This window comes from Streptomyces sp. 71268, assembly GCF_029392895.1.
GTDB lineage: Bacteria > Actinomycetota > Actinomycetes > Streptomycetales > Streptomycetaceae > Streptomyces.
In genome coordinates this window covers 932,202-957,212 of record NZ_CP114200.1, presented here as the reverse complement: position 1 = coordinate 957,212, position 25,011 = coordinate 932,202, and the positions used below count along the sequence as shown (strand labels likewise).

The 25,011-nt window shown below is 72.7% G+C and carries 23 protein-coding genes; 8 read left to right on the top strand and 15 right to left on the bottom strand.

Features of this window, described 5'->3' with window-relative positions:
- Positions 1-182: 182 nt before the first annotated feature.
- On the bottom strand, positions 183-572 hold the full coding sequence (locus OYE22_RS03470; protein WP_277319028.1) for a DUF779 domain-containing protein: 390 nt from the start codon (positions 570-572) through the stop codon (positions 183-185).
- Between the two features lie 409 nt (positions 573-981).
- On the opposite strand from OYE22_RS03470, the gene OYE22_RS03465 reads away from it, so the two are divergent.
- The gene (locus OYE22_RS03465) at positions 982-1,950 is read left to right on the top strand and encodes a hypothetical protein (protein ID WP_277319027.1); all 969 of its coding nucleotides are present in this window, start codon (positions 982-984) and stop codon (positions 1,948-1,950) included.
- A 30-nt stretch (positions 1,951-1,980) separates the two neighbouring features.
- Here the strand turns inward: OYE22_RS03465 and OYE22_RS03460 are convergent, their stop codons facing one another.
- The 3 genes from OYE22_RS03460 to OYE22_RS03450 all read right to left on the bottom strand — a co-directional run bounded on the left by OYE22_RS03460 (position 1,981) and on the right by OYE22_RS03450 (position 5,576).
- Positions 1,981-2,442, bottom strand: a complete 462-nt coding sequence (locus OYE22_RS03460) for an NUDIX domain-containing protein (RefSeq protein WP_277319026.1) — start codon at positions 2,440-2,442, stop codon at positions 1,981-1,983.
- 130 nt (positions 2,443-2,572) lie between these two features.
- Positions 2,573-4,540, bottom strand: coding sequence for a molecular chaperone HtpG (gene htpG / locus OYE22_RS03455; RefSeq protein ID WP_277319025.1), 1,968 nt, complete (start codon positions 4,538-4,540; stop codon positions 2,573-2,575).
- A 133-nt stretch (positions 4,541-4,673) separates the two neighbouring features.
- The gene (locus tag OYE22_RS03450; protein ID WP_277319024.1) at positions 4,674-5,576 is read right to left on the bottom strand and encodes an MBL fold metallo-hydrolase; all 903 of its coding nucleotides are present in this window, start codon (positions 5,574-5,576) and stop codon (positions 4,674-4,676) included.
- A gap of 153 nt (positions 5,577-5,729) precedes the next feature.
- On the opposite strand from OYE22_RS03450, the gene OYE22_RS03445 reads away from it, so the two are divergent.
- The 3 genes from OYE22_RS03445 (at position 5,730) to OYE22_RS03435 (ending at position 10,782) form a co-directional block, all read left to right on the top strand.
- Positions 5,730-6,632, top strand: coding sequence for a LysR substrate-binding domain-containing protein (locus OYE22_RS03445; RefSeq protein WP_277319023.1), 903 nt, complete (start codon positions 5,730-5,732; stop codon positions 6,630-6,632).
- Positions 6,633-8,127: 1,495 nt separating this feature from the next.
- The gene (locus OYE22_RS03440; protein ID WP_277319022.1) at positions 8,128-8,835 is read left to right on the top strand and encodes a LuxR family transcriptional regulator; all 708 of its coding nucleotides are present in this window, start codon (positions 8,128-8,130) and stop codon (positions 8,833-8,835) included.
- Positions 8,836-9,336: 501 nt separating this feature from the next.
- Positions 9,337-10,782 (top strand): glyceraldehyde-3-phosphate dehydrogenase, encoded by a 1,446-nt coding sequence (locus OYE22_RS03435; protein ID WP_277319021.1) that lies wholly within the window; start codon positions 9,337-9,339, stop codon positions 10,780-10,782.
- A gap of 172 nt (positions 10,783-10,954) precedes the next feature.
- Here OYE22_RS03435 and OYE22_RS03430 read toward each other — a convergent pair whose 3' ends face one another.
- Positions 10,955-11,452, bottom strand: coding sequence for a hypothetical protein (locus tag OYE22_RS03430; RefSeq protein WP_277319020.1), 498 nt, complete (start codon positions 11,450-11,452; stop codon positions 10,955-10,957).
- 141 nt (positions 11,453-11,593) lie between these two features.
- On the opposite strand from OYE22_RS03430, the gene OYE22_RS03425 reads away from it, so the two are divergent.
- Both OYE22_RS03425 and OYE22_RS03420 read left to right on the top strand, forming a co-directional pair.
- Positions 11,594-12,487 carry an alpha/beta hydrolase gene (locus OYE22_RS03425; protein ID WP_277319019.1) on the top strand — a complete coding sequence of 298 codons (894 nt, stop codon included), beginning with the start codon at positions 11,594-11,596 and terminating at the stop codon, positions 12,485-12,487.
- 132 nt (positions 12,488-12,619) lie between these two features.
- Positions 12,620-13,270, top strand: a complete 651-nt coding sequence (locus OYE22_RS03420) for a TetR/AcrR family transcriptional regulator (protein ID WP_277319018.1) — start codon at positions 12,620-12,622, stop codon at positions 13,268-13,270.
- Positions 13,271-13,364: 94 nt separating this feature from the next.
- Here the strand turns inward: OYE22_RS03420 and fabI are convergent, their stop codons facing one another.
- Together fabI and OYE22_RS03410 are read right to left on the bottom strand one after the other, a co-directional pair.
- A complete protein-coding gene (gene fabI, locus OYE22_RS03415; protein WP_277319017.1) occupies positions 13,365-14,144 on the bottom strand; it encodes an enoyl-ACP reductase FabI in 780 nt (259 codons plus the stop codon).
- A complete protein-coding gene (locus OYE22_RS03410) occupies positions 14,141-15,004 on the bottom strand; it encodes an alpha/beta hydrolase (RefSeq protein ID WP_277319016.1) in 864 nt (287 codons plus the stop codon). Before OYE22_RS03410 ends, fabI begins: the two co-directional genes overlap by 4 nt.
- Positions 15,005-15,179: 175 nt before the next feature.
- Between OYE22_RS03410 and OYE22_RS03405 the strand changes: the two genes are divergently transcribed.
- On the top strand, positions 15,180-15,344 hold the full coding sequence (locus OYE22_RS03405; RefSeq protein WP_277319015.1) for a hypothetical protein: 165 nt from the start codon (positions 15,180-15,182) through the stop codon (positions 15,342-15,344).
- Between the two features lie 192 nt (positions 15,345-15,536).
- Positions 15,537-15,914, top strand: coding sequence for an Imm51 family immunity protein (locus tag OYE22_RS03400; protein WP_277319014.1), 378 nt, complete (start codon positions 15,537-15,539; stop codon positions 15,912-15,914).
- A 44-nt stretch (positions 15,915-15,958) separates the two neighbouring features.
- On the opposite strand, the gene OYE22_RS03395 is transcribed toward OYE22_RS03400, so the two are convergent.
- From OYE22_RS03395 to OYE22_RS03360, 8 genes are all read right to left on the bottom strand, one after another.
- A complete protein-coding gene (locus OYE22_RS03395) occupies positions 15,959-16,930 on the bottom strand; it encodes an acyl-ACP desaturase (RefSeq protein WP_277319013.1) in 972 nt (323 codons plus the stop codon).
- 46 nt (positions 16,931-16,976) lie between these two features.
- Positions 16,977-18,443 carry a DHA2 family efflux MFS transporter permease subunit gene (locus tag OYE22_RS03390; protein ID WP_277319012.1) on the bottom strand — a complete coding sequence of 489 codons (1,467 nt, stop codon included), beginning with the start codon at positions 18,441-18,443 and terminating at the stop codon, positions 16,977-16,979.
- A gap of 123 nt (positions 18,444-18,566) precedes the next feature.
- Positions 18,567-19,433, bottom strand: a complete 867-nt coding sequence (locus tag OYE22_RS03385; RefSeq protein WP_277319011.1) for an alpha/beta hydrolase — start codon at positions 19,431-19,433, stop codon at positions 18,567-18,569.
- Positions 19,434-19,600: 167 nt separating this feature from the next.
- Positions 19,601-20,518, bottom strand: a complete 918-nt coding sequence (locus tag OYE22_RS03380; RefSeq protein ID WP_277319010.1) for a phytanoyl-CoA dioxygenase family protein — start codon at positions 20,516-20,518, stop codon at positions 19,601-19,603.
- An 80-nt stretch (positions 20,519-20,598) separates the two neighbouring features.
- Positions 20,599-21,663 (bottom strand): 4-hydroxyphenylpyruvate dioxygenase, encoded by a 1,065-nt coding sequence (gene hppD, locus OYE22_RS03375; protein WP_277319009.1) that lies wholly within the window; start codon positions 21,661-21,663, stop codon positions 20,599-20,601.
- Complete coding sequence (locus OYE22_RS03370) at positions 21,660-22,958, bottom strand: beta-ketoacyl-[acyl-carrier-protein] synthase family protein (RefSeq protein ID WP_277319008.1); 1,299 nt, start codon at positions 22,956-22,958, stop codon at positions 21,660-21,662. The genes hppD and OYE22_RS03370 overlap by 4 nt, the downstream gene beginning before the upstream one ends.
- Complete coding sequence (locus OYE22_RS03365) at positions 22,955-24,604, bottom strand: class I adenylate-forming enzyme family protein (protein WP_277319007.1); 1,650 nt, start codon at positions 24,602-24,604, stop codon at positions 22,955-22,957. Before OYE22_RS03365 ends, OYE22_RS03370 begins: the two co-directional genes overlap by 4 nt.
- A gap of 127 nt (positions 24,605-24,731) precedes the next feature.
- Positions 24,732-24,995, bottom strand: coding sequence for a phosphopantetheine-binding protein (locus OYE22_RS03360; RefSeq protein WP_176165089.1), 264 nt, complete (start codon positions 24,993-24,995; stop codon positions 24,732-24,734).
- Positions 24,996-25,011: the final 16 nt, after the last annotated feature.

Sequence of the window (25,011 nt, the reverse complement as noted above, 5' to 3'; positions counted from 1 at the left end):
CCGCGAACGGCCGGGCGACGGCGGGCCGTACGAGTGGGGTGGGCGCGCCCACCCGGCCAGCGGGCCGGCCGTTCGCCGCGTGAGCGGCCGGCCCGCCGGTGGCGGAGCGGCTGACGCACCGTCCGCGCCAGCCGCCGTCGTGGCGGCACCGGGCCGCCGCCCGGCGCCGGTCCGCGGGCCCCTCAGCCGTCGAGGAGGGCCTGCTCCTGGTCGGTGAACAGCCGGGAGCGGATCAGGAACCGCACGCCCTCGGGGGCCTCCACGGAGAACCCGCTGCCCCGCCCCGGCACCACGTCCACCGTCAGGTGCGTGTGGCGCCAGCGCTCGAACTGCTGGCCCGCCATCCAGAAGTCGATCCGCTCGGTGAGCCCGTCCACCGCGAGTGAGGCGAGCAGCACGTCGGAGTCCCCGGTGCGGAACTCGCCCCTCGGGTAACACATGGGTGAGCTGCCGTCGCAACAGCCGCCCGACTGGTGGAACATCAACGGCCCGTGCTCGCGGGTGAGTCGCCGCAGCAACTCCCGTGCCGCGTCGGTCAGTGCGATGCGCGAGACGCCGTACGCGTCGCCCATCCCGCCCTCCCCACCTCATCGCCGTACCGTCCACCCGCAGTGCCAACTCCCCCAGGTGCGCGCCCCGTCGCCGCGCGTGCGTCGCGGCCGGTGGTCGCCGCACCGGCCCGCGGGCGACACCAGCTAACCGGGCGCGACGTTGCGAGATGGTTGCAGAGCGTTCCCTCCCGGCCACCCTGGCCGGTCGGCCGGCGGCCCCGCCGTGCGACGCGCGCTCCGGCGCCGGTGCCTACCGGGAGGGCGTCCCCTTCCAGGGTGTTATGACGCCATGGCAGTAGGCGCGGGCGCGCGCCGGTCATACGTTGTGTCCACGACAAGCGCGCAGCGGTCCGACGCGGCCCGGCGCCGCTCGGCCCACTGTTCGCGACCCGTCATCCCCCTGCCGTCCGTTTCGAGACGAGGTGTCCCCGTGAGCCGTGGACGATGGTCCCTCCGCCTGCTGACCGGCTGTCTCGCCCTGTCCCTGGGGACGGGCTACGTGGCCGCGGCGGCCCCCACCCCCTCGGGGCAGCCGGCCGGTGCCCGGCCCCAGGGCGCCGCCGAACCCTTCTGCTACTCCGAGCCGTCGAACCCGCAGGCCGACATCAGCGACCTGCGGGCCGCCTTCAACGCCTCGAACTGGATGCGAACCCTCCAGACCATGTACCAGCGGCGCTGGCCCAGCGGCGAGAAGCTGGCCATCGCCCAGGCCAAGGACAAGTACTGGGACCAGTTCGTCAACAAGCGCAGCTTCGAGGGCTTCGCCGAGTCGATGATGGTGGCCATCCACGAGGAGACCCACATGTGGGACCTCGACCCGTCCCGGACGAAGTGGGACGTGTCCATCGCGGCCTGGATCGACGGCTCGCGGCAGGCGACGCAGGTCCCCGTGCACGGCGGGTTCCCGCGCAAGGAGATCCTGCCGCTGATCAAGGACCGGCTCACCGCCTCGATGGACAACACCTACCTGCGCGACGCCACGCAGGGCACCTACCGCCTGCAGGGCGTGCTGGCCGAGCAGAACGCCGGGCTGACCGGGCTGCCCGCCGTGACGGTCGTCCACGAGTACATCAAGGGCGTCGGGGCCAGCAACGCCCGCGACATCGCCGCCACCAACCTGCGCTACCTGCTGCTCTACCTGCGGGTGGCCAAGACCAAGCACCCCGACTACTGGGCCAAGATCAAGGCCGAGCCCAAGCTGCGCGAACTGGTGCTCACCCAGTTCCTGCGGACGGCGTACTGGTTGGAGAAGTCGGCGCCCTACACGGGCGTGGTCGGCGGCCCCGACGCCGACAAGATCACCGCGACGAACTACGCGCCGGAGAACATCGCCATCCTGGAGGAGTTCACCGGCCGCACGGTGCGCAAGGACGCGCAGAAGCACTGCACCGCCGACTGACGCACCCCAGGCCGCGTGCCGGCCACGCCCCTACCGCCCGTCTCCCGGCGCGGTCGCCAGTCGCGGGTCGACGTGGCCCAGCCAGGCGTCCTGGTCGTCGGCCAGCGGCCGGGTCAGGGGGAGTGGCAGGAAGCGGCACGCGAAGGTGAGCCCCGCGTCCGTGTCGGTGCCGGCGACGCGGTGCCGCCAGGCGTCCGGGGTGTCGGCCGGGGCATGCAGCAGGAGGAAGGTGGTCCTGCGCGGCTGCCCGGTCTCGGGATGTGGCTTGTCCTCGACGGCGAGCTCGCGGACGACGGTGGCCGTCCGCAGGCCCGTCTCCTCGGCGACCTCCCGCAGCACCGCCTCCTCGAAGCTCTCGCCCGGCTTTACCCCGCCCGCCGGGACCTGGGTGCCGGCCTCCGGCAGGCCGACGTGGTCGAAGACCAGGAGCCGCGGGCGGGCGGCGCGGCGGCGGAGCACGTAGGCGGTGACGCGGATTCTGGGCTGGCTCATCCCCGTAGGGTCGACCATCCGCCCCGTCCTACGCGAGCCGGCGAACAACGCCGCCCCGCGGCGCCCTCCGGTGGGAAGGGCTCGCGGGGCGGCGCGGCGGTCGTCCTGGTTCAGCGACCCACGGGCTGGCTCACAGCGTGCGCTCCAGGCGGTCGGCCATGAGCTTGACGAAGCGCGCGGGGTCGGTCAGCTCCCCGCCCTCGGCCAGCAGCGCCATGTCGTAGATCAGCTCGGCGGTCTCGGCCAGACCGTCGTCGCCCTCGCGGGTGGCGCGTGCCTTCCGGAGCCCGCTGACCAGCGCGTGGTCCGGGTTGAGTTCGAGGATGCGCTTGGCGGTCGGCACCTCCTGGCCCATGGCGCGGTACATGTTCTGCAGCGCCGGGGTGACGTCGTGGGTGTCCGAGACGATGCAGGCGGGCGACACCGTCAGGCGCGAGGACAGCCGCACCTCCTTGACGTGCTCGCCCAGCCGCTCCTTCATCCACGTCAGCAGGTCCGCGAACTCCTCCTGCCGCTTCTCGCGCTCGGAGTCGGCCTCCGCCTTCTCCTCCTCGGTGTCGAGGTCCACCTCGCCCTTGGCGATCGAGCGCAGTTGCTTGCCCTCGAACTCGGGCACCGCCTGCACCCACACCTCGTCGACCGGGTCGGTCAGCAGCAGCACCTCGATGCCCTTGGCGCGGAACGCCTCCATGTGCGGCGAGTTCTCGATGGCCTGCCGGGACTCGCCCGTCATGAAGTAGATGTCCTGCTGGCCCTCCTTCATCCGCTCCACGTACTCCCGCAGGGTCGTCAGCTCCTGCGCGTCGTGGGTGGAGGCGAACGAGGAGACGCCGAGGATCGCGTCGCGGTTCTCGAAGTCGCTGAGCAGCCCCTCCTTGAGCACCGGCCCGAACTCCCGCCAGAACGTGGCGTACCGGTCGGCGTGCGAGGTGCGCATGTCCTTGATCGTGGAGAGCACCTTCTTGGCCAACCGGCGGTGCATCAACTGGATCTGCCGGTCCTGCTGCAGGATCTCGCGCGAGACGTTCAGCGACAGGTCCTGCGCGTCGACCACGCCCTTGACGAAGCGCAGGTACGGCGGCAGCAGCGCCTCGCAGTGGTCCATGATGAAGACGCGCTTCACGTAGAGCTGGATGCCGCGCTTGAAGTCCTGCATGAACATGTCCTGCGGCGCGTGCGCCGGGATGAACAGCAGGGCCTGGTACTCGAAGGTGCCCTCCGCGTGCAGCCGGATGGTTTCGAGCGGGTCGTTCCAGTCGTGGCTGATGTGCTTGTACAGCTCGTGGTACTCGTCGTCGCTCACCTCGTCCCGCGAGCGCGCCCACAGCGCCTTCATCGAGTTCAGCGTCTCGGGCTCGCTCGCGGTCGCCTTCTCGGCGTCGTCGGCGCCCTTGGCGTCATCGGAGTCCGACGCGTCCTCGCTCGTCTTCGCGGCGGGCTCGGCGGCCATCCTGATGGGCCAGGTGATGAAGTCCGAGTACCGCTTGACGATCTCCCTGATCTTCCACGGCGCGGTGTAGTCGTGCAGCCGGTCCTCGCTGTCCTCCGGCTTGAGCCGCAGCGTGACGGAGGTGCCCTGCGGCGCGTCCGCGACGTCCTCGATGCTGTACGTGCCCTCGCCGTCGGAGGTCCAGCGCGTGCCCTGGCTCTCGCCCGCCCGCCGGGTCAGCAGGGTGACCTGGTCGGCCACCATGAAGCTGGCGTAGAAGCCGACACCGAACTGGCCGATCAACCCCTCGGTCGACGCCGCGTCGTTGGCGTCCTGCGCCTCCTTGAGTTCGCGCAGGAACGCCGCGGTGCCCGAGTTCGCGATCGTCCCGATGAGCTTGATGACCTCCTCGCGCGACATGCCGATGCCGTTATCCCGCACGGTCAGCGTACGGGCGCTCTTGTCGGCCTCGATGTCGATGTGGAGGTCTGACACGTCCACGTCGAGCGAGTCGTCGCGGAGCGCTTCGAGACGCAGCTTGTCCAGCGCGTCGGAGGCGTTGGAGACGAGTTCGCGCAGGAACACGTCCTTGTTCGAGTAAATCGAGTGGATCATCAACTGGAGAAGCTGGCGCGCTTCCACCTGAAACTCGAACGTCTCTGTCGGCATAATCCGTTTTGTCCTTTTCGGGCCACCAGGTGACGGTACTGACCTTGGCACTGTAGAACAGTCAGTCACCACGTGGTCGCGGGGGCGCCCAACGAGCGGCCCCGCGACCCGCGCCCGGGGGCGTACGCGGCGGTCAGCCGGTGTGCTCGGCGCACAGGCATGCGACGCCCTTCGCGATCCACTCGCGGCCGGACCAGTCCGGGTGCCGCTGGACCATCAGCGCCTCGATCTCCTCGACGTGCGTGCGCTCACCGGCGGCCCCGGCGCGCCGTATCCACGTCTCGTCCCACAGGAGTTGCAGGTAGTCGCGCACGTCGGCCAGCAGTCGCGGGCCGCCGACCTCGCCGTGGCCCGGGACCACGACGTGCGGCGCCTCGGCCGCCAGTCGCCGCACGACCGCCAGCCACCGGGTGCCCGACACGTCGATGTCGTGCGGCGGGAACCACGGAAAGATCGCGAACTGCCGGGCCTCCACCAGGTCCCCGGTGAACATCACCCCCGCGTCCGGCACCGTCACCACCTGGTCGCCCCGGCTGTGGGCCCGGCCCGTCGCCCGCAGGTGCACCACCCGGCCGCCCAGGTCCAGGCGGTGCGCCTGGCCGTAGACGACGTCGGGCCGGGGGAGTTCGACGCCCGCGAGCTGGCGCGCCACGGGCTCGCCGAGCCCCCGGAACATCTCCAGGTACCCGGCGCCCTTCGCCGTGAGGTCCTCGGCCTGGGCCCGGTTGACCAGATACGTCGCCGCCCCCGCGAAGACCTGCGCCCCGAAGGCGTGTTCCGGGTGGAAGTGGGTGGTCGTCAGGTACAGCTCGCGCCCCCTGGCGTAGTCGAGCGCGAAGTCCAGCACCCGTCGCGCGTTGCCAGGGCCCAGGCCCGTGTCGACCACGAGCACCGAGTGCTGGCCTCCTATCAGGCCGATGTTGGGCACGAGTTGTACCCGCCGGTCCGGGATGACCAGTACGTCGCGGGCGATCTCCCGGGCGCCATCGACGTGGACGAGGGGCTCGGACGAGGCGGACGGCACGGCGTCGGACACGGAGACTCCTGAGGGTGCGGGTGGTGGTGGGGCGCCCGGCTCGCGGGCGTGGACGGCCGGCGGGGCCGGCCCGCCCAAGTCCACCGCCCCGCCCACCGGGGCGTCCAACACCGATCGGGCATGCCTGATGCCGTACGGGTATCGTCGCCGCTGATGGAGCTACGCACGTTGCGCTACTTCGTGTCGGTGGCCGAGGAACTCCACTTCGGCAGGGCCGCCGCGCGCCTTCAGATGACCCAGCCCCCGCTGAGCCGGGCCATCAGACGGTTGGAGACCGACCTCGGCTGCGCCCTGCTGCGCCGCTCGCCCAGCGGCGTGACCCTCACCCCCGCCGGCGCGCTGCTGTACGAGGAGGCGCGGGCCCTGCTGGCGCGGGCCGAACGGGTCCGCGCCCGGGTGGCCGCCGAGGCCGGGGCGGCGACGGTGACGCTGGGCACCCTGGCCGACAGCGTCGGACAGGCCGGCGCGGCGCTGGCGGCCGCGTTCCGGGACCGGCACCCCGGTGTGCGCGTCGCCGTCCGCGAGGCCGACTTCTCCGATCCGACGGCCGGGCTGCGGGCCGGTCTCGTGGACGTGGCCCTGACCCGGGCGCCGTTCGACAGCGACGGCATCGCCACCCAGGTGCTGGGCTCGGACCCGGTCGGGGTCGTCCTGCGCGCCGACGACCCGCTGGCCGACCGCGACCGGATGTGCCTGGCCGACGTCGCCGACCGCCCGTGGTTCCGCTTCCCGGACGGCACCGACCCGGCGTGGCAGGCGTTCTGGGCCGCGACGAGCGAGCCCGGGCGGCGCCGGCCGGGCCCCGTCGTGCGCACCGTCCACGAGTGCCTGCAGTCCGTGCTGTGGAGCGGCTCGGTGGGTCTGGCGCCGCTCGGCCACGCCCTGCCCGCGGGACTCACGGTGGTCCCGCTGACCGACGCGCCGCCGAGCCGGTTGGTCATCGCCTGGCGGGCCGGGCGCCCCGGACCGCTCATACGCTCCTTCGTCCGCATCGCCACCGACCACTACCGGGCCCGCGCGCCCCGCACGCCGCCCGCCGGCCCCGGCGGGCCGTGATCCGGCTGAGCTGACGGGCACGCGCCCCGGGCGTCGCGCCCGCGACCGGACACCGTTCGGCCAGGGTTCGGACACGGTTCGGCCAGCGCGCGGTGTGGTCGCCGTTGAGGAGGAGCGTCTGCCCGTTGGCCCACCAGCCGTCGGTGACCAGGAGCCGCACCCAGGGGGCGATGTCCTCGGCCCCCGTGAGCTGGCCTCCCGGCGCGGGGTGTCGTCGGCCGCGTGGTCGAGATCGGCCCCGAGCTGTCGTGCGGGCATCGCAGGCGTGGCGGCTTGATGTGTGAGGCGCTCACGTCCTCCGGAATCCGACCCGGGCCCGCTCGGGTGCCCCGGTCGGAGAAGGGGTGCCTGGGAACGGGCGCCGAGTGGGCGGCCCGCGAGTGGTGTGTGGGCGTGGTGTGGCGGGCGGTGTGGCGGTCAGTCCGCCGCGGTGACAGTTTGTGACAGCTTCCTGTCGTGGTTCGCTTCGGCATAAGCCCAGCTCAGCGACGGGAACACCCGAGAGTGTGAGGTATGTCACTCCCTTTTTGTGGGGGGTCCGTGTCCGTCTCCCCGCCCTGGCTGCCCGGATCGGGCAATAAGCGGAACCTGACTCGGCGCCATTCCTCGCAACGGGCGGGTTTCGGCGCCCGTTCGGGCATTTCGGTAGGCGGATTTTCGGCCCTTATCCCACCCTTGTTTCCACGGGAGCGGGCTCGGCAGAGTGCAATTGAACGCCACTCGGATGCCCCGGGTGGGGCGCCTTCCATGCGGCCTGGCTACAGAAAGCGAGGCGGCCGGAGCGCGGTCCGCGACCGGGTGGCCCACGGTGTTCTCGATCTTTCGCAAGCCGTCGGGGGAGAATTCTTGAAACGTGCCCTGCGTGACAGTGGGAGTCGCCCTACGAGTTCGTACAAGTAAGCCCGCACGGGGCCGCGTTGCGGGGTTCGGTGGGCCTGTTGTGAATGTCGCGAACGCCGTGGCGTGTGTGTTTGCGGTGAATGAGCAAGCGCCTTCCTTCGAATTGCTCCTGCAATCATTCGAGCTGCCAGAGCGCATCCTGTTCGGCGGGCGGTTTTGCCGCACGAAATATTTGACTGTTCATATATTTGCTGAGTAGTGTCGCCGTCATGGTGGGGGGTTTGCCGAAATGGTCACGCCGACTACCGGTCGTGTTGCCTGCGAATGACGCACATGCGGGGCAGGGGGGTGTAAACGTGGCGCTGTCGTCTTGTGAGAACCGGGTCGTCGGTCACATCACGCCCCTTCTCCTTATGGGAGCCCATACCCCGGAGTAAGTTCGAGGCGGTGGCCCTACCTCGGCAATGGAACGTTGCGGCGAAGAAATGGCCATGTTTTAGGGGGAGCTGTGCCCAGCATCTCTGTCAATGAATTCAACGGCGCTACGGATTCCTCCGGAGGCCAAGACCCCACCGTTCCCGGTCCACGGCGTCCCGGCGACGCGGAATTACCAACGGCGGGCCGAATGCCCGCCGTCGGGCGAGAGCGGACGGCGGTGCCGAACCGCAGAGCCCTCGGTTCCGTCGCCGACCGGCGCGACTCCGGCGAACAACTCCTGGCCACGCTGGACCCCGCCGAGGGCGCCGGGGCCGTGACCCGCGCGATCGACGCGGCGGAACGGTCGCTGGTCGTCATCCTCTCCGAGTGCGCCGACGGCGAGGCCGCCCGGCTCGTCCCGCGACTCGGTCAGGCCGTCACCCGGGGCGTCGAGGTCCGACTGCTGGCCGGGATGGGCCTGTTGGAGCACCGTTTCTTCATGGAACTGCTCGACACGTACGCGCCCGGCGTGCACGTACGCCTGGTCCGCGAGTCGCTGCACGAAGCGGTGCTCGCCGACGGCGCCGTGGGTGTGGCCTGGTCGCGCCCCGGCCCATCCATGGGCGGCATCGCCGTGGTGCGCGCCCCCGACGTGCTGCGCAACCTGCGGGCGCTCTTCCAGGTCTCCTGGGCGAACAGCCCCACCCTCGACGACTACCGGCGGCTCAGCGATCACGTGCGCAGCGACACGGCCCGCCAGATCCTGCTGGCCCTCAGCTCGGGACGCACCGACGAGGCGGCGGCCCGGGGGCTCAGCATCTCGGTGCGCACCTACCGCCGGTACGTCGCCGAGATCATCCGCGAGCTGGGGGCCAACTCGCGCTTCCAGGCCGGTGCCCGGGCCGTGGAACTCGGGCTCCTGCCCTCGGTGCCCGGCGGCTCCTGAGCACCCGCCCCGCGCACGGCACCTCGCCCCGGCGCGCGGCGTGCCGCGCACGCCCGGGCCGCGCCCCCGACGGCTGACACCCGCCGTCGGGGGCGGGCCCCGCGCCCGACGGGCCGCCCGGCGGCCGGCCCGTGTCGGTCAAGGTCATGAGCGCGCGTACGCCACCGGCTGAGCGGCGAGCACGGCGTGGCCGGCCTGCTGGAGGAGGAGATCTCCCCGCCGGTAGGCAACGCGCTCAACCACAACCTGATCAACCACCTCCTGGTCACCACCACGCTCACGCGCCGACCTCCGCATGCTCGACCAGTAGGGACCGGCGCCCCGCCGCCCCCAGTACGCCGCCCGCGCCCACCCCGCGTGCCTGCCCCGTACGCCGCACGCCGTACGCCCTACGCGAGAGGCGGCTCCGAAGCGGCATGGCGCATGTCACTCGTACCGAACGAACCAGCCAAACGGTGGAGGGCTAACATGTGAGCACCGCCTAGCTCGAAAGATAAATCTGTGACTGTCAATGAGGACTCGTTCACTGACTGGAAGAACCGCGAGGAGATCGCGGAGTCGATGATCCCGATCATCGGGAAGCTGCAGCGCGAGCGGGACGTCACCGTCCTGCTGCACAGCCGCTCCCTGGTGAACAAATCGGTCGTCAGCATCCTGAAGACGCATCGATTCGCTCGGCAGATCGCCGGTGAGGAGCTCTCGGTCACCGAGACGCTGCCGTTCCTCCAGGCGCTCGCCGCGCTCGATCTCGGCCCTTCCCAGATCGACATCGGCATGCTCGCCGCGCTGTACCGCACCGACGACCGTGGTCTGTCGGTGGCGGAGTTCACCGCTGAAGCCGTCGCCGGGGCCACCGGCGCCAACAAGATCGAGTGCCGGGAGCCGCGCGACGTCGTGCTCTACGGCTTCGGCCGCATCGGCCGCCTCATCGCCCGCCTCCTCATCGAGAAGGCCGGCTCGGGCAACGGCCTGCGGCTGCGCGCCATCGTGGTCCGCAAGGGAGCGGGCCAGGACATCGTCAAGCGCGCGTCGCTGCTGCGCCGGGACTCCATCCACGGCCAGTTCCAGGGCACGATCACCGTGGACGAGGCGAACAGCAAGATCATCGCCAACGGCAACGAGATCAAGCTGATCTACGCCGACGACCCGACCTCGGTGGACTACACGGCGTACGGCATCAAGGACGCCATCCTCGTCGACAACACGGGCAAGTGGCGTGACCGCGCGGGCCTGTCGCAGCACCTGCGCCCGGGCATCGCCAAGGTCGTGCTGACCGCGCCGGGCAAGGGCGACGTTCCCAACATCGTGCACGGCGTCAACCACGACACGGTCAAGCCGGACGAGCGGATCCTGTCCTGCGCGTCCTGCACCACCAACGCGATCGTCCCGCCGCTGAAGGCGATGGCGGACGAGTACGGCGTGCTGCGCGGCCACGTGGAGACCGTCCACTCGTTCACCAACGACCAGAACCTGCTGGACAACTACCACAAGTCCGACCGACGTGGTCGCTCCGCGGCGCTCAACATGGTCATCACCGAGACCGGCGCGGCCTCGGCCGTCGCCAAGGCGCTGCCCGACCTCGACGCACGGATCACCGGCAGCTCGATCCGCGTCCCGGTGCCGGACGTGTCGATCGCGATCCTGAGTCTGCGGCTGGCGCGCGAGACCACCCGCGAAGAGGTCCTGGACTACCTGCGCAACGTGTCGCTGACCTCGCCGCTCAAGCGCCAGATCGACTTCATCAGCGCCCCCGACGCGGTCTCCAGCGACTTCATCGGCTCGCGCCACGCCTCGATCGTCGACGCCGGCGCCACCAAGGTCGAGGGCGACGACGCCATCCTCTACCTCTGGTACGACAACGAGTTCGGCTACTCGTGCCAGGTCATCCGGGTCGTCCAGCACGTCTCCGGGGTGGAGTACCCGACCTACCCGGCCCCGCAGGTCTAGCACCGCCCGGCGACGCGCCACCCCGCGCCCCGCCATCTCGCACAGCCCTCACGAGCGGCGCCCGACGTACCCCGTCGGGCGCCGCTCGGGCGTCTGCCCGTAGCACCGCGCCGCCCAGGGTCCGCCCCGCCGCCAAGGGTCGGCCGGTCCCGCCGCCGAGGGCCGGCTCGCGTCAGGTGTCGGACCGGCCGGGGCGGCGGCCCGGGAGGGCCGACCTCGCGTGCCCGGGGCCGGCCGCCGCCTCCGCTTCGGGCCAGGGGGCTTCCCCGGTGAGCAGGGACCGGGCGGCCCGCAGGGTGGCGCCGTGCTCGAAGGGGGCGGCCTGCCAACTGGTCGAGCGCAGGGTGCCCCGCTTCCGGTACGCGCGCATGATCCGTACGTGGTCGTGGCGGGTCACGAACCCGGCCAGGGCCCGGGCGTCGCGCCAGACGGAGACCGATCCCGAGCGGGGGCGCGTCACGTCGGAGGCCGCCCACAGCCACAGCCCGACCGCGCCCTCCAGCCCGTCCCAGGACCGGCGCAGCGCCAGCCCCGCCAGGGTCACGCCGGGCGCGGTCCACGGTCGGTGCGCGGTGAACTCGGTCACGCTCACCAGGACCGGGCCGTCCGCCGCCCGGGAGCGGTCGGCCAGGCCCGGCTTCCACGGCGCGAACCAGATGGTGCTCGGCATGGCGGCCTCCTTGGCCTTCTCGACTGCTGGGCCGCCGGGCGGCCCCACACCCGAGCGGTTGGCGGGCGCGTGGAGCCATAAAACTGCACGGACGGTCGTGCTAACGTAGCAGGCTCCAGGCGCCGATCGAGGAGTAGCGGGATGCAGCCCATCGAGGCAGTCGCGAGCACCACCCTCAACGCCGTCTCCCGGGTCTCCGGGCGGCTGGCCGGCGCCGGCGCGTTCCGCCTCTTCCACATGCCGTTCGCGCGAAGCAAGCTGCGGGGCGGCGAGCGCGAGCTGTTCGCGACGGCCACGGTGGAGCACCTGGCGGTCGACAGCGGGCGCGCGGTGACCTATCGGTGGGGCGACGGGGCCCGGTCGGTGCTGCTGGTGCACGGCTGGCAGTCGCGCGGGTCGCGGCTGGCCGAGTTCGTCCCCGGCCTCCTGGAGCGGGGCTACAGCGTCATCACCTTCGACGCGCCCGGCCACGGCGACGCGACCGGCCGCAGCACCACCATCCTCGACTACCGCGCCATCGTCACCGCCCTGCACGAGCGGTACGGCACGTTCGAGGGTCTGGTGGCCCACTCGCTGGGCGTGTTGGGCTCGTTCTACGCGCTGCACCACGGCGTGCGGGCCGAGCGGATCGTGACCGTCAGCGGGGTGTGCGACTTCGACTTCCTCATCGAGGAGTTCAGCTCCGAACTCAGGCTCCGCGACCAGCTCAAGGAGCGGTTGCGCGACCAGGTCGGCCGGCGGCTCTTCCCCGACGTGCCCAGCGAGCTGACGCCCTTCTCGGTGACGCACGCGGTCGCGTCCGTGCGCGCGCCGCTGCTGGTCGTCCACGACGAGGGCGACACGCGGATCGACGTCTCCCAGGGCCGCCGGATCGCCGCCGCGTTCGGCGAACAGGCACAGTTGGTCACCACGCGGGACCTCGGGCACAGGCGCATCCTGGGCGACGCCGACGTGGTGCGCACCGTGCTGGACTTCGTCGAGCACGGCCCGGGCGCGATCGGCACGGCGCGGGCGCGGACGGCGTCCGCGGACTGAGGAGCACGGGCCTGTGTGACGCAAACCGCACGATCGTCCGCACATTGGCTACACTGGGCGGTCCCCCCACCAGCACGAGCACGGCTCTGGTGACCACGAGGGTCCGGCACCGGAAGGTAGGTAGACGCGGGCATGGCAGCGACGGCGACACACACCGACGGGCGGATCGCGCGCGGGAACCAGACCCGTCAGACGATTCTGAAGCGCACGGTGGAGATCGCCTCCGTCGAGGGCCTCGAAGGGCTCTCGCTGGGCCGCCTCGCGAGCGAGCTGAAGCTGAGCAAGAGCGGCGTGTTCGCCCTGTTCGGCTCCAAGGAGGACCTGCAACTGGCCACCGTACGGGCGGCCATCAAGGTCTACCTGGAGCACGTCGTGCAGCCGGCCCGCGAGCTGCCGCCCGGCGTGGACCGGCTGTGGCGGGTGTGCACCGGATGGCTCACCTACTCCCGGGACCGGGTCTTCCCCGGCGGCTGCTTCTTCTACTCGGTCTCGGCCGAGTACGGCGCCCGCGAGGGCAAGGTGCACGACACCCTCGCCGCCGCGCGCACCAACTGGTTCTCCTACCTCGAACAGACCGTGCGTGAGGCCCAACAGGCCAGCGAGATCGCGGCCGACATCGACGTCCCGCAGCTCGTCTTCGAGATCGTCGCGCTCCTGGAGATGGCCAACGCGGAGTCGGTCCTGCACGACGAGTCCACGTACTACGACATGGCGGCCAAGGCGATCGCCAGCCGCCTGCGCGCGGTGGTCACCGACCCCGCGCTGCTCCCCGAGGCGCCGTAGCGCACCCGAGGCGACGCCGAACCGGGGCGGCGGCCCGCACCACGGGGGCGGGCCGCCGCCGTGTGCCCGGCCGCCGCGTCCCACCCCCGACGGGCTACGCCCCGATGGCGTGCACCCCGCCGTCCACGTGCACGATCTCGCCCGTCGTGCGGGGGAACCAGTCCGAGAGCAGCGCGACGACCGCGCGGGCGGCCGGCTCGGGGTCGGACAGGTCCCAGCCGAGCGGCGCGCGCGTGCGCCACACCTCGCGGAACGTCTCGAACCCCGGAATGGACCGGGCCGCCATGGTCTTGATCGGCCCCGCCGCCACCAGGTTGCAGCGGATGCCGTGCGGGCCGAGGTCGCGGGCCAGGTAGCGCGAGGTCGACTCCAACGCGGCCTTGGCCACGCCCATCCAGTCGTACGCGGGCCAGGCCGTGCGCGCGTCGAAGTCCAGCCCCACGATCGCTCCGCCGCGCTCGCGCATCAGCGGCAGGGTCGCCACGGCCAGGGCCTTGAGCGAGTACGCGGACACCTCGACCGCCGTTGCCACCGAACCCCACGGGGTGGTGAGGAACTTGCCCCCGAGCGCGTCGGGTGGCGCGAAGGCGATCGAGTGCACCACACCGTCCAGGCGCGCGTCGCCGGTCGCCGACTCCCGTACCCGGTCCGCGAGGCCGTCCAGGTGCGCCTGGTTCTGGACGTCCAGCTCGATCAGCGGCGCGGGCTCGGGGAGCCGGCGGGCGATCCGCTCGACCAGGCTGAGCCGCCCGTGGCCGGTGAGCACCACCTCGGCACCCTGTTCCTGGCAGAGCCGGGCGGTGTGGAAGGCGATCGAGGACTCAAGGAGGACGCCGGTCACCAGGACGCGCTTGCCCGCGAGCAGGCCGCTCACCGCGTCGCCTCCGCGCCCGGAAGCCCGCCGCTCGCGGCGCCCGGGCTCAGAAAGTCCCCGACGGCCGCGACGAGTTGGGGCGAGCCGAGGATGCGTCGGTGGCCGAACCTGCGGGTGGTGAGCACCTGTGCCCGCTCGCCGTACGCCGCCGCGACGCGCCGTGCCTGCTCGGGGCCGACCGCCTCGTCGTCCTCGTCGTGCACCAACAGGAGTGGCGGGCGCGGGTCGGCGGGCCCGGCCAGGACCGAGAAGCGCGTCCACAGGTCGGCCTCGCCCGGGTACAGGTCCCGCTCGATACGGTGCCGCAACTCGTCCCTCAGGCGCGGCGACAGCCCCGTGCGGGCGCAGAACGCGTCGACCACGTAGCCGAAGTCCGGCACCGAGCTGATGCCCACCACCCGCCGCGCGCGTACCCCGTCGCGCAGGGCGAGGAAGGCGGCGGTGACGCCGAAGGAGTGTGCGACCACGGCCTCGAACGGTCCGTGCGCGTCGTGCAGTTGGCCGATGGCGTCGCGGTACTCGATCAGCGTCGTGCTGTCGCCCTCGGACTCGCCGTGTCCCGGCGCGTCGAAGGCGAGCGGGCTGTAACCCAGTTCGAGCAGTCGGGCGACGAGCTTGGCGTACCGAGAGGCGCGCGACTCCCAGCCGTGCACCAACAGCACCGGGCGTGCGCCGTCGCCCCACCGGTAGGTGACCACCGAGGTGCCGCCCACGGTCAGCCGGTCCCACCGCGCGTCCTCCATGGCCGCGCGCTCGTCGGGCCGTGGCCTGCTGCGCCCCTGGGGCCGGCGGAAGAGGTCGAACAGTCGCCGCCCCTCGTCGCTGAGGGTCGCCTTGACGCAGGGCGTCGCATGGTCCATGGCACGCCTTCCCGATGCGATCAGAAGTGGACGAGATGCTAGCACGATCGTTCGCTTACATTTGTTCCCTTCTGGCGTCCGCCTATCGGCTGTCGCTGGCGATGAAAAAGAACGCACGGTCGTGCTAGTATCTAGTCGCTCTACGGTCGGTCAACTCTCTTCCCTGGAGGACCACATGGCGCTCGCACAGCCCTGTCCCCGTGCGGACCAGGTGCCGGTTCGCCCGCCGGGTCCGAACCAGTGGCTCAAGGACCACCTGGACTCCGTGATCGACACCCAACTCCTCGCGGACGCCGACGGTAGCCAGCTCGCGCCGCCCGAGCCGGCTGCGAGACGGTAAGCGCGGCCGGGCGCGTCGGGGGCGCGTGCGGACGGGGCGGGGGAGTCGCCCGCGCGGGGCTCGACCGGGGGCGAGCCCCGCGCGGTAGGGGGGCGAGGCGCGGGTGCGGGGCCGGCGGGCTGGCTCCCGCCCGCGGCCCGCGCCCCACGCGCGCGGGCCGGCGATGTCGTACCCCCTGCCTACGATGCCCGCATGAGCACCGAGACGACCGAGCCGACCGACCGCGAGAGCTTCGCTCCGCTGATCTTCCTGGCGTACGACTCCGCGCCGGACCGCTACGGGCTGATCCTGAGCGACGACCACATGGTCTCCACCGCCGCGGCCTTCGGCGAACGCGGTCACGAGGGCGGCGGGTACGACTGGGAGGCCGTCGCCCGCTCCGCGATACGCTCGCGCGCCCCGGAGTTGGCCGGGCACGTCGCGTACGACTGTGAGGCGGGCATGTTCGCCGCGCACGGCCCGGACGCCGACGCGCTGCGCCGCCTGGGCGCGCTGCTGAGCGAGGCCCACCGCGACCCGGCCGTGCTGGCCGCGTACCTGGAGGCGGCGGACCCGGACTGGTTCGACTGACCCGCTGGCGGCGCCCCGCGCTGGGGCGCCGCCACCGGGGCCGGTCAGACGGCGGTCGTCGCGCGCTTGGCGCGCGCCGCCCGGATGCCCTCGCGCCGCGTGGTGAAGGAGGTAGCCTTGGCCTCCAACCGCGTGAGGAAGGCGTCGAGTTCCTCCCGGGCGGCCTCGCCGGCCGGTCCGAGGTCGGACCGCTCGAAGACGCGCAGCTTGCGCAGGATCGGCAGGACCACGTGGTCCCGGTGCAGCCGCAGGTCGTAGATGCCGGCCAGGGCGATCTCCGCGGACTTGCGCCCGAAGTCCCTGATCGTCGAGCCGGGCATCTCGAAGCCGACGACGACGTCGCGTACGACCCGCATGGCGGTGTCCGGGGCCAGTTCGAACGCGGCCTCGACCAGGTTGCGGTAGAAGACCATGTGCAGGTTCTCGTCCGTGGCGATCCTGGCCAGCAGCGCGTCGCAGACCGGATCGCCGCTGGCCTGCCCGGTGTTGCGGTGGGAGATGCGGGTGGCCAGCTCCTGGAAGGCGGCGTACGCGATGGCGTGCAGGGCGCTGTAGCCGTCGGGCCGCTTGTAACCGGCTGACATGTGCGCCATCCGGGCGCGCTCCAGGGCTTTCGGGTCCACCGCGCGGGTCACCAGCAGGTAGTCCCGCAGGGCCGCGCCGTGCCTGGCCTCCTCGGCCGTCCAGCGGTCGACCCAGCTTCCCCAGGGCCCGTCCTTGCCGAACTCGGCCACCGCGAAGTGGTAGCCGGGCAGGTTGTCCTCGGTCAGCAGGTTGACCACGAGCGAGAGGCGGGCCACCTCGGGCAGCGTGGCCTCGTCCGGCGTCCACGGGCGCCCGCCGAGCGGCCCGTCGAACTCCCGCCCCGCGCTCCAGGGGATGTACTCGTGCGGGAACCACTCCCTGGCCACGTCGAGGTGGCGGTGGAGGTTGTGCTCCACCACCGGTTGGAGCTCGGCGAGCAGCGCGTGCTCGGCGCGGGCGGCGGTGCGGTCGGATCGGTCGATGGGTGGCATGGTGCTCGCTTCCTCGCGTCGCGGGCGCGGCGGGCGGGTCCGCCCGCTAGCGCTCCGGGTGTGGGCGGCGCCCCGCGGCCCGGGAGCGGATCGTGGGCGCGACGGCCATGGCGGCCGCCGAGCCGACCGCGCAGGCCAGGAACACGTTCAGGTAGCCCTGGTCGTCCAGGGGGCCGTGGCGCTCCAGGATCGCGGCCAGGGCGGCGATCCCCAGCGCGCCGCCGACCTGGCGCGTGGTCATCAGCAGGCCGGAGCCGGAGGCGAATCGGTGGGGTTCCAGCGAGGCCGTGGCCGCGTTGGAGATCGCCGTCAGGGCCGCCCCGATGCCGAGCCCCGCCAGCACGCCGATGGGCAGCCACAGGGTCAGGTACGCGCGCTCGGTGTCGAGCAGCAGGTACATCGCGGCGCAGGAGGCGGCGAAGAGCGCGGAGCCGACGGCCACGGCGGCCCACTGGGCCCGCGGGCCCACCCGGCGCCCGACCACCGTCGCGCCGACGGCGGCGGCGAAGGCGCCCGGCGTCACCGCGAGGCCCGCCTTCAACTCCGAGTAGCCCCAGACGGCGTTGAGGAACAGCAGGGTGCTCAGGAGGTAGGCGTACATGGCCGCGCCGAACAGCAGCGAGGCCACGTTGGTGGCGGCGAAGGCGCGGCTGCGCCACAGGTCCCACTCGACGGCGGGCGCGGCGTGCCGCCGGGAGGCCAGCAGGGCCGCCGCGAGGAGCACGGCGCCGGCCGCCAGCAGGGCCAGCACCCGGCCGCTGCCCCAGCCCCACTCCGTTCCCTGCGTCACGCCGAACACGATCCCGCCGATGCCGAGCGCCAGGGCGGCGGTGCCCACCGGGTCGGGCAGCCGGCGTCCGCTGGGCGCGTCGCCGGTGAGGCGCATCGCGACGGCCGCGATGGCGAAGCCGATCGGCAGGTTGATCAGGAAGACGCTGCGCCACCCCCACGCGTCCACCAGCAGGCCGCCCAGGCTCGGGCCGACGGCGGCGGCCATGCTGCCGACCGCGCCCCAGACGCCCACGGCGGCCTGTCGGCGCTCCGCCGGCGTGTGCTGGAGCACCAGGCCGAGCGCCGAGGGGATCATCCCGGCGGCCGCCACGCCCTGTAGCGCCCGGGCGGCCACGAGCATCGGCACGCCCACCGCGAGTCCGCTCAGCGCGGAGGCGAGGGTGAACAGCACGGTGGACCAGACGAAGAGCTTCCCGCGCCCGAGCACGTCGGCGGTGCGCCCGGCGACCGCGAGCAGCGCGGCGAAGACCACCGTGTACGCCGTGATGACGTAGGTGAGTTGGGACAGCGAGGCGTCGGGGAAGTCCGTCCGCAGGTCGGCGAAGGCGATGTTGACGATCGTGGTGTCGAGCACCGCGAGGAACGTGGCCCCCGACGCGACCAGCAGCGCGAGCTTGGCCGTGGCCGGCGCCTGGGCGGGTCCCGGCCGCGGCCGCTCGGCGCGCGGCGCCGCCTCCGGTGGCGGGCTGGCGTCTGGTGACTGGGGTGAGGCGGTGGTCATGCGGGGGGTCCCTTCGCCATCGAACGCGCGGTGGTCGTCGGACGCGCGGCGGTCATCGGAGCGCCGGGCCGGTCGTCGAGGCGCCGCCGACGCCCGATAAAACTAAACGATCGTGCGTTTAATTTAAAGGGCGGTCCGCCGGGAGGCCGGCGCGATGAACTCCAGCGCGCTCTCGATCACCGCCGGCTCGCCCAGCACCTTGCGATGGCCGAGGCCGCGGGTGACGACCAGCTCCGCCCGCCCCTCGTACGCCGCGCGCAGCGCGTGCGCCTGCGCGAGGGGCACCAGGTCGTCGTCCGCGTCGTGGATCAGACGCGTCGGCACGTCGATCTCCGGGGCCGCGCGCACCGCGTCGAACAGCGCCCACGGGTCCGCCACGTGCCCGAACAGCTGGTGCTCGATCCGCTCGCGCAGGTCCTGCCGCAGGCTCGGCAGCAGCCCGAGCAGGCGGGCGAACGCGTCGGGAAAGTGGTCGAAGTCCCGCACCGCCGCCACCGTCACCAGCCGCTCGGCCCGCGCGCCGCCCCGCAGCGCCAGGAACGCGCTGGTGGCGCCGAGCGAATGGGCGACGATCGCGTGGAACGTGCCGTACCGCTCCTGGAGTCGGCCGATGATCTCGCGGTACTCCAGTACGGTCGTGACGCGCCCCGCCGACGCTCCGTGGCCCGGCGCGTCGAAGGACAGCCCCGTCAGCCCCAGCTCCTCAAGGCGCGGCACGAACCCCGCGTACCGCGAGGCCCGGGACTGCCACCCGTGCAGCATCAGCACGGGACGGCCGCCGTCTCCCCAGCGGTAGCACCGCACCCGTTTGCCGGCCACCACCAACTCCTCGACGGCGGCCCGCTCGTGGACGGCGCGCTCGTGCGGCAGCACCTTGCCGCGCCGCAGCGGATGGCGGAACAGCGCGTACGCCGCCCGCCCGGCCAACTCGGGCGCCGGGCGCGCCAGCGCGTTCAGGGCCGCGCCGACCAGCGGCGCCGCACGGCTCACGCGCGCACCGCGCGGGCGGGGGACGGATCACGCATCGGGTCAGCTCTCCTCGTTCGGTGCGGCGTCTCGCGGCGGTGCGGCGGCGCGACGCCCTGGTGGGGTAGGGGCGCGGGACGGGCGGCCCGGCGTACGGGCGGGGCCGGCGCCGCCCCGCCCGACAGAGCGCGTCAGCGGTTGCTCCACAGCAGCGGCAGGAACTCCGGGTCGCCGTAGTCGGGTGTGCCGTCGGCCGTCCTGCGCACCAGTACGTCGTGGTTGTACGAGACGGGCGTGCCGTCCGAGCGGGTGAAGGCGCGGTAGCGGTTCCCGGTGTCCTGGAGGTGGAGGGAGACGGCCCGCCGCGGCCGGTCGCTCAGGTTCGGCCCGCTGCCGTGGTAGGTGCGGCAGTGGTGGAAGCTGACGTGGCCCCTGGGTATGCGCATCGGGACCTTGCGCACCCGCACGCCGTTGTAGCGGGCGTTCTCCTCCAACATGGCCTCCAGCTCGCCACGGTCGCGCTCGGCGAAATGCAGCGAGGTCGCGTCGTTGGCCGCGGTCTCGCGCCACCGGTGGCTGCCGTCCACCATCGTGATCGTGCCCATCTCCTCGTCGCAGTCGTGGAAGGGGATGAACGCGGTCAGCATCCGCTCGGAGGTGGAGGTGGCCCAGTAGTGCCGGTCGAAGTGCCAGGGCACGACGTTCGAGGGCTCACCGGCCACCGGCGGCTTGTAGATCAGCGTGGACTGGAACACCCGGATCGCCTCCGCCCGCGCCAGGCGCGCGGCCACCGCACCCAACAGCGGCTTGCGCAGGACGCGGCCGATCGTGTCGTCCTCGTAGTGGATGTAGTCGTTGTGCCGCTGTACGGGGCCGTCCGCCGGTTCCCAGTAGGCGAGCCTGGGCGGCCGGACGGGCAGTCTTCGGTCGCGGTGGCCGCCGTAGTAGCGCTCGCTCGCCGACACCAGGAGGTCGGTCTCCTCGTCGGTGAACAGCTTCTTCGACAAGTACCAGCCGTGTTCGGCGTAGGCGGCGACGTCCTCGTCCGACGGCAGGAGGGCGCGCTCCTCGTCGGTCAGGGTGAACTCGGCTGTGTCCTGAGCAGTCACGGGAGATTCCTTACGTACGACGGGTGCGGGTGCGGGTGTTGAGGGGCGGCGGGGCCCCGCCGGGGCGTCGTGGCCCGGGCTCAGGCCGTGACCTCGGCCCGGGCCACGGCCTCGTAGAGGGCCTTGATGTTGCCGCTGCCGAAGGTGCGGGCGCCGTGCCGGTCGATGACCTCCCAGAAGAAGGTCTTCCGCACGTGCGGGGACTGGGTGAAGATCTGGAAGACCTGGCCCCAGTGGTCCTGGTCGACCAGGACGCCCGTCCGCCGCAGGTCCTCGACGCGCAGGTCGGGGCTGCCGAGGCGGTCGGTCAGGTCGTCGTAGTACGCGTCGGGCGTGTCCAGGAACCTGACGCCGCGTGCGCTCAGGGCGGGCACGGTGGCCACGATGTCGTCGGTGAGCAGCGCCAGGTGCTGCACGCCGGCGCCGCCGTGGCTGGCCAGGAAGGTGTCGATCTGGCCGGGCCGGCGGTCGGGCACCGGCTCGATGATGGTGAAGGTGACCTGGCCGGATGGGCTCTGCACCACCTTGGAGTCCATGGCCTGCTCGCCGACCTCGATGAACTCCTCGAAGATCTGGCGGAAGCCGAAGACCCGCTCGTAGAAGGCGACGGTGGGCCCGAGTTGGCCCGCCGGCACGCAGATCGCCGCGTGGTCCACGGTGGTCAGCAACTGCTGGCCGGGGTCCGGGTCCTCGGCGAAGATGTCCACCGTGCCGGGGAGGAAGTCGGTGCGGTCGCCGGTGCGCTGCACCAACCGGTGGATGACGTCGCCGAAGCCGAGCACGGCGGCGGTCACCACCTCCGTGTCGCCCCGCCGGTGCGTGGTGGGTTCCTCGACGGCGACCGCCCCCCGCGCGGTGGCCGTCGCGAACGCCCGGGCGGCGTCGTCCACCGCGAAGGCGATGTTGGCCACGCCGTCGCCGTGCCGGGCCACGTACTCGGCCACCGGGTGACCGGCGGCCAGCGCCGAGGTGAGCAGGACGTCGATGCCACCCTGGCGCAGCAGCAGGGAGCGTTGGCCGGGCTGTCCGGTCTCGGGCCCCGACTGGCCGCACAGACGGAACCCGAACGCGGTGCAGAGGTAGAACGCCGACTGTTGCGCGTCCCCGACGTAGAACTCGACGTGGTCCACGGCTGCGATCTTCACGCGGGTGAGCCCTTCTCTGAGGTCGTGACCGGGTGTTTCCCGCGGGTGCTCGCGGTGGTGAGGAGCAGGCTGACGTTGTGGCCGCCGAAGGCGAACGAGTTGGAGATGACGGCCTCGACGCGCTGGTGCCGGGCCGCGCCCCGCACGTGGTCCAGGTCGCAGCGCGGGTCCACCTCGTCCAGGTTGTGGGTGGGCGGCAGCGCGCCCCGGGCCACGGCGAGGGCGCAGATGGCCGCCTCCACCGCGCCGGAGCCGCCGAGCAGGTGACCGGTCATCGACTTCGTGCTGCTGACCGCCGGCGAACGATCCCCGAAGACCGCGCGTACGGCCTTGGTCTCCGCGATGTCGCCCAGCTTGGTGGCCGTGCCGTGCGCGTTGACGTAGCCGACGTCGGCCGGCGCGAGCCCGGCCGTGGCCAGCGCGCCGCGCATGCTGTGCGCCGCCCCCTCGCCGTCGGGCCGGGGTGCCGTCGGCCGGTACGCGTCGGTGGTCGCGCCCCAGCCGGCGAGGTCGGCGTAGCCCGCCGCGCCCCGCGCGTCCGCGTGCTCGGCCCGCTCCACGACCAGCACGCCCGCGCCCTCCGCCAGCACGAAGCCGTTGCGCCGCCGGTCGAAGGGCCGGCTGGCCCGCTCCGGGTCGTCCCAGCCGCTGGCGAGCGCCCGGGCGTGCGCGAAGGCCAGCGCCGACGTCGGGTTGAGCGGGGCCTCGGCGCCGCCGCAGATCACGACGTCGGCCTCGCCGAGGCGGATCAGCCGCGCGGCCTCGGCCACCGCGTGCGCGCCGGCCGAGCACGCGGTGGCGATGGCCGAACTCCAGCCCCGCGCACCGTACTTGATGGCGATGCGGGCGGCGGCCATGTTGGGCAGCATGCCGGGCAGCAGATAGGGGCTGACGGCGGTCGGGCCGCGCTCGGCGCGCGCCCGGGTCTGCTCCTCGTAGGTGGTCAGCCCGCCGGCGCCGCTGGAGATGACCACCGCGACCCGGTGCGGGTCCACGTCCCGGCCGACGGTGAGGCCGGCGTCGGTGACCGCGTCGTCGGCGGCGGCCATGGCCATCAGGACGTACCGGTCGACCAGCCGCCCCTCGCTGGGTGGCAGCACCTCGCGCGCCGCGATCTCCGGGGCGATGCCCGCCGCGCCCACGGTGCCGTCCAGGAGGTGGCCCGGCGGCGGCCTGCGCAGCCCGGACGTGCCCCGGCACAGGGCGTCGAAGAGTTTGTCGGCGCCTCGGCCCAGCGGGGTGAAGGTGCCGAGCCCGGTGACGACGGGTCGCGCCTGCCCGGTGCCCGCGCTCACGCGGTCACCTGCCCGGCGACGCTCTCCCGGCCCAGCAACTCGCCGTCCAGGAAGCGCTGGCGCAGCAGGAACTTGCGCACCTTGCCGGTCGCCCCGAGCGGGATGCGTTCCGGGCTCACCACCACGACCCGCTCGACGGTGTCGGCCACGTGCGGTTCGAGGGCGGCGAGCACCTCGGGCGCCCGGTCGGCCTCCTGGTCGGCGCCCGGGTCGAGCACGAGCAGCACCGAGGTGCTGACCCGGCCCCGGCTGGGCACCGCGACCACCGTGCACTCCCACACGTCGGCGCAGTCCGCGAGGACCCGTTCCTCGCACAGCATCGTGTAGAGCCGGTTGCCGCCGCCCAGGTCCACCGCGTCCACGGCCCGGTCGACGTGGTAGTAGTAGCCGTCCGTGTCGTGGAAGACCAGGTCGCCGGTGAGGAAGTAGCCGTCGCGGCGGGTGCGGTAGGTGGTCACCGAGTCGTTCCAGTAGCCGAGCGAGAGCGTCGGCGCGTTGATCGCCAACTGGCCCACCTGGCCGGGGCCGAGCTTGTGGCCCGCGTCATCGACGACGGCCACGTCCGAGAAGGCGTGCGGCTTGCCGATGCACCGGCCGTAGCGGCTGGTCTCGGGCGTGTGGGTGATGAAGAACTGGGAGTGGCCCATCTCGGACGAGCCCAGGCCGTCCACGAAGAACGATCCGGGCCGGCGCACCCGGCCCGCGCTGGTGACGGCCTCCCGCGCGCCGACGGCGACCAGCTTGCGGATGTGCGCCTCGTGCGCGCAGTCGCCGGTGTTCCACCAGGTGCGTACGGAGCCCAGGTCGCGGGAGGCCAGGTCCGCGCCGGCCAGCTCCGACCAGGTGGTGGCGAAGCCGAGGACGCTGTGTGGCTGCCAGCGCTCGATGGCCTCCAGGACCGGTCCGCCGTCCTGTTGGGAGAGCAGGGCGAGTTGGCTGCGGTTGGTCAGCGCGAGGTTGACGGCGATGACGGTGGCCGCGTGCGCCGACGGCAGGACGCCCAACATGCGGTCGAGGCCCTGGCCCTTGGGCAGCGAGAGGCGGTGCCGGATGGCCGCGAACAGGCTGTGGTGCGAGTGGGTCACCGCCTTGGGCAGGCCGGTGGTCCCCGAGGAGTGCGTGATCACCACGGGCTCGCCGCCGTGGTGCCTATAGGGCGCGGGCGCGGCGGCGGCCTCGCCCGCGCCCAGCGTGGCCGGGTCCGCCAGGTGCTCCGTCGCGCAGCCGACCTGGGACAGCGCCTCGCGGTGCGGGCCGTCGGCGATCACGCCCACGGCCCGCAGCCGCGCGATGTACTCGCCCGCTTGCTCGGCGGGCAGCCGGCCGTTGACCAGCGCGGGGATCGCGCCGAGCCGTACCAGCGCCAGGTAGCTGAGCACCTGGTCGGCCGCGGCGCCCACCCACACGGCGACCGGGTCCCGGGGGCGTACGCCCAGCGCGTGCAGCGTCGCGGCCCGGGCCGCCACCCGCTGTCCGAGCTGGGCCAGCGACAGGGCCTGCCAGGCGGGGTGGCCGTCCACCTCGGTGTCGAACGTCAGCGTCGGCGCGGTCAGGCCGGTGCCGCGGTCGACGAGGGTGGTCAGGACGTTGCCGACGCCCAACCGCTGGTCGGCCGCGAGTTCCGCGCGCTCGTTCTTCGGATTCATTGCCGGTGTCTTCGCTTTCTCGATCGGACGGATCGCGTACGACCCGCCACCGCTCCCGGCCGGCGGCGGGCCGCTTGGGCCGGGAGGGCGGGCACGTCGGGGCGGGCGGGTCAGCGGCGGGCGGGGCTCACTTGGCCGCGGTCGCGGCCGACGCCCGCTGGACGATCTCCTTGACCAGGCCGCCGACGGTCAGCAGGGCGACGGACTCCATCTCGTCCTCGTCGAACTTCACGCCGTAGGTGTCCTCCACCTGGATGGCGATCTCGGCCACCGAGAGGGACTCCAGGTCGAGGCCGGACGGGCCGAGCGGTGTCTCCGCGGTCACGTCGGTGACGTCGTAGTTCATGTTGTCGAGGGCCTCGATGACGAACTTCTCAACCTCTGCGGACATTTGATTGACTCCCTCT

What these genes read in the sequence shown, in the direction of transcription:
- OYE22_RS03470 (WP_277319028.1), bottom strand. Translation starts at nt 572, where the DNA reads ATGGGCGACGCGTACGGCGTCTCGCGCATCGCACTGACCGACGCGGCA.
- OYE22_RS03460 (WP_277319026.1), bottom strand. Translation starts at nt 2,442, where the DNA reads ATGAGCCAGCCCAGAATCCGCGTCACCGCCTACGTGCTCCGCCGCCGC.
- htpG (WP_277319025.1), bottom strand. Translation starts at nt 4,540, where the DNA reads ATGCCGACAGAGACGTTCGAGTTTCAGGTGGAAGCGCGCCAGCTTCTC.
- OYE22_RS03445 (WP_277319023.1), top strand. Translation starts at nt 5,730, where the DNA reads ATGGAGCTACGCACGTTGCGCTACTTCGTGTCGGTGGCCGAGGAACTC.
- OYE22_RS03430 (WP_277319020.1), bottom strand. Translation starts at nt 11,452, where the DNA reads ATGCCGAGCACCATCTGGTTCGCGCCGTGGAAGCCGGGCCTGGCCGAC.
- OYE22_RS03425 (WP_277319019.1), top strand. Translation starts at nt 11,594, where the DNA reads ATGCAGCCCATCGAGGCAGTCGCGAGCACCACCCTCAACGCCGTCTCC.
- OYE22_RS03420 (WP_277319018.1), top strand. Translation starts at nt 12,620, where the DNA reads ATGGCAGCGACGGCGACACACACCGACGGGCGGATCGCGCGCGGGAAC.
- OYE22_RS03410 (WP_277319016.1), bottom strand. Translation starts at nt 15,004, where the DNA reads ATGGACCATGCGACGCCCTGCGTCAAGGCGACCCTCAGCGACGAGGGG.
- OYE22_RS03405 (WP_277319015.1), top strand. Translation starts at nt 15,180, where the DNA reads ATGGCGCTCGCACAGCCCTGTCCCCGTGCGGACCAGGTGCCGGTTCGC.
- OYE22_RS03400 (WP_277319014.1), top strand. Translation starts at nt 15,537, where the DNA reads ATGAGCACCGAGACGACCGAGCCGACCGACCGCGAGAGCTTCGCTCCG.
- OYE22_RS03395 (WP_277319013.1), bottom strand. Translation starts at nt 16,930, where the DNA reads ATGCCACCCATCGACCGATCCGACCGCACCGCCGCCCGCGCCGAGCAC.
- OYE22_RS03390 (WP_277319012.1), bottom strand. Translation starts at nt 18,443, where the DNA reads ATGACCACCGCCTCACCCCAGTCACCAGACGCCAGCCCGCCACCGGAG.
- OYE22_RS03365 (WP_277319007.1), bottom strand. Translation starts at nt 24,604, where the DNA reads ATGAATCCGAAGAACGAGCGCGCGGAACTCGCGGCCGACCAGCGGTTG.
- OYE22_RS03360 (WP_176165089.1), bottom strand. Translation starts at nt 24,995, where the DNA reads ATGTCCGCAGAGGTTGAGAAGTTCGTCATCGAGGCCCTCGACAACATG.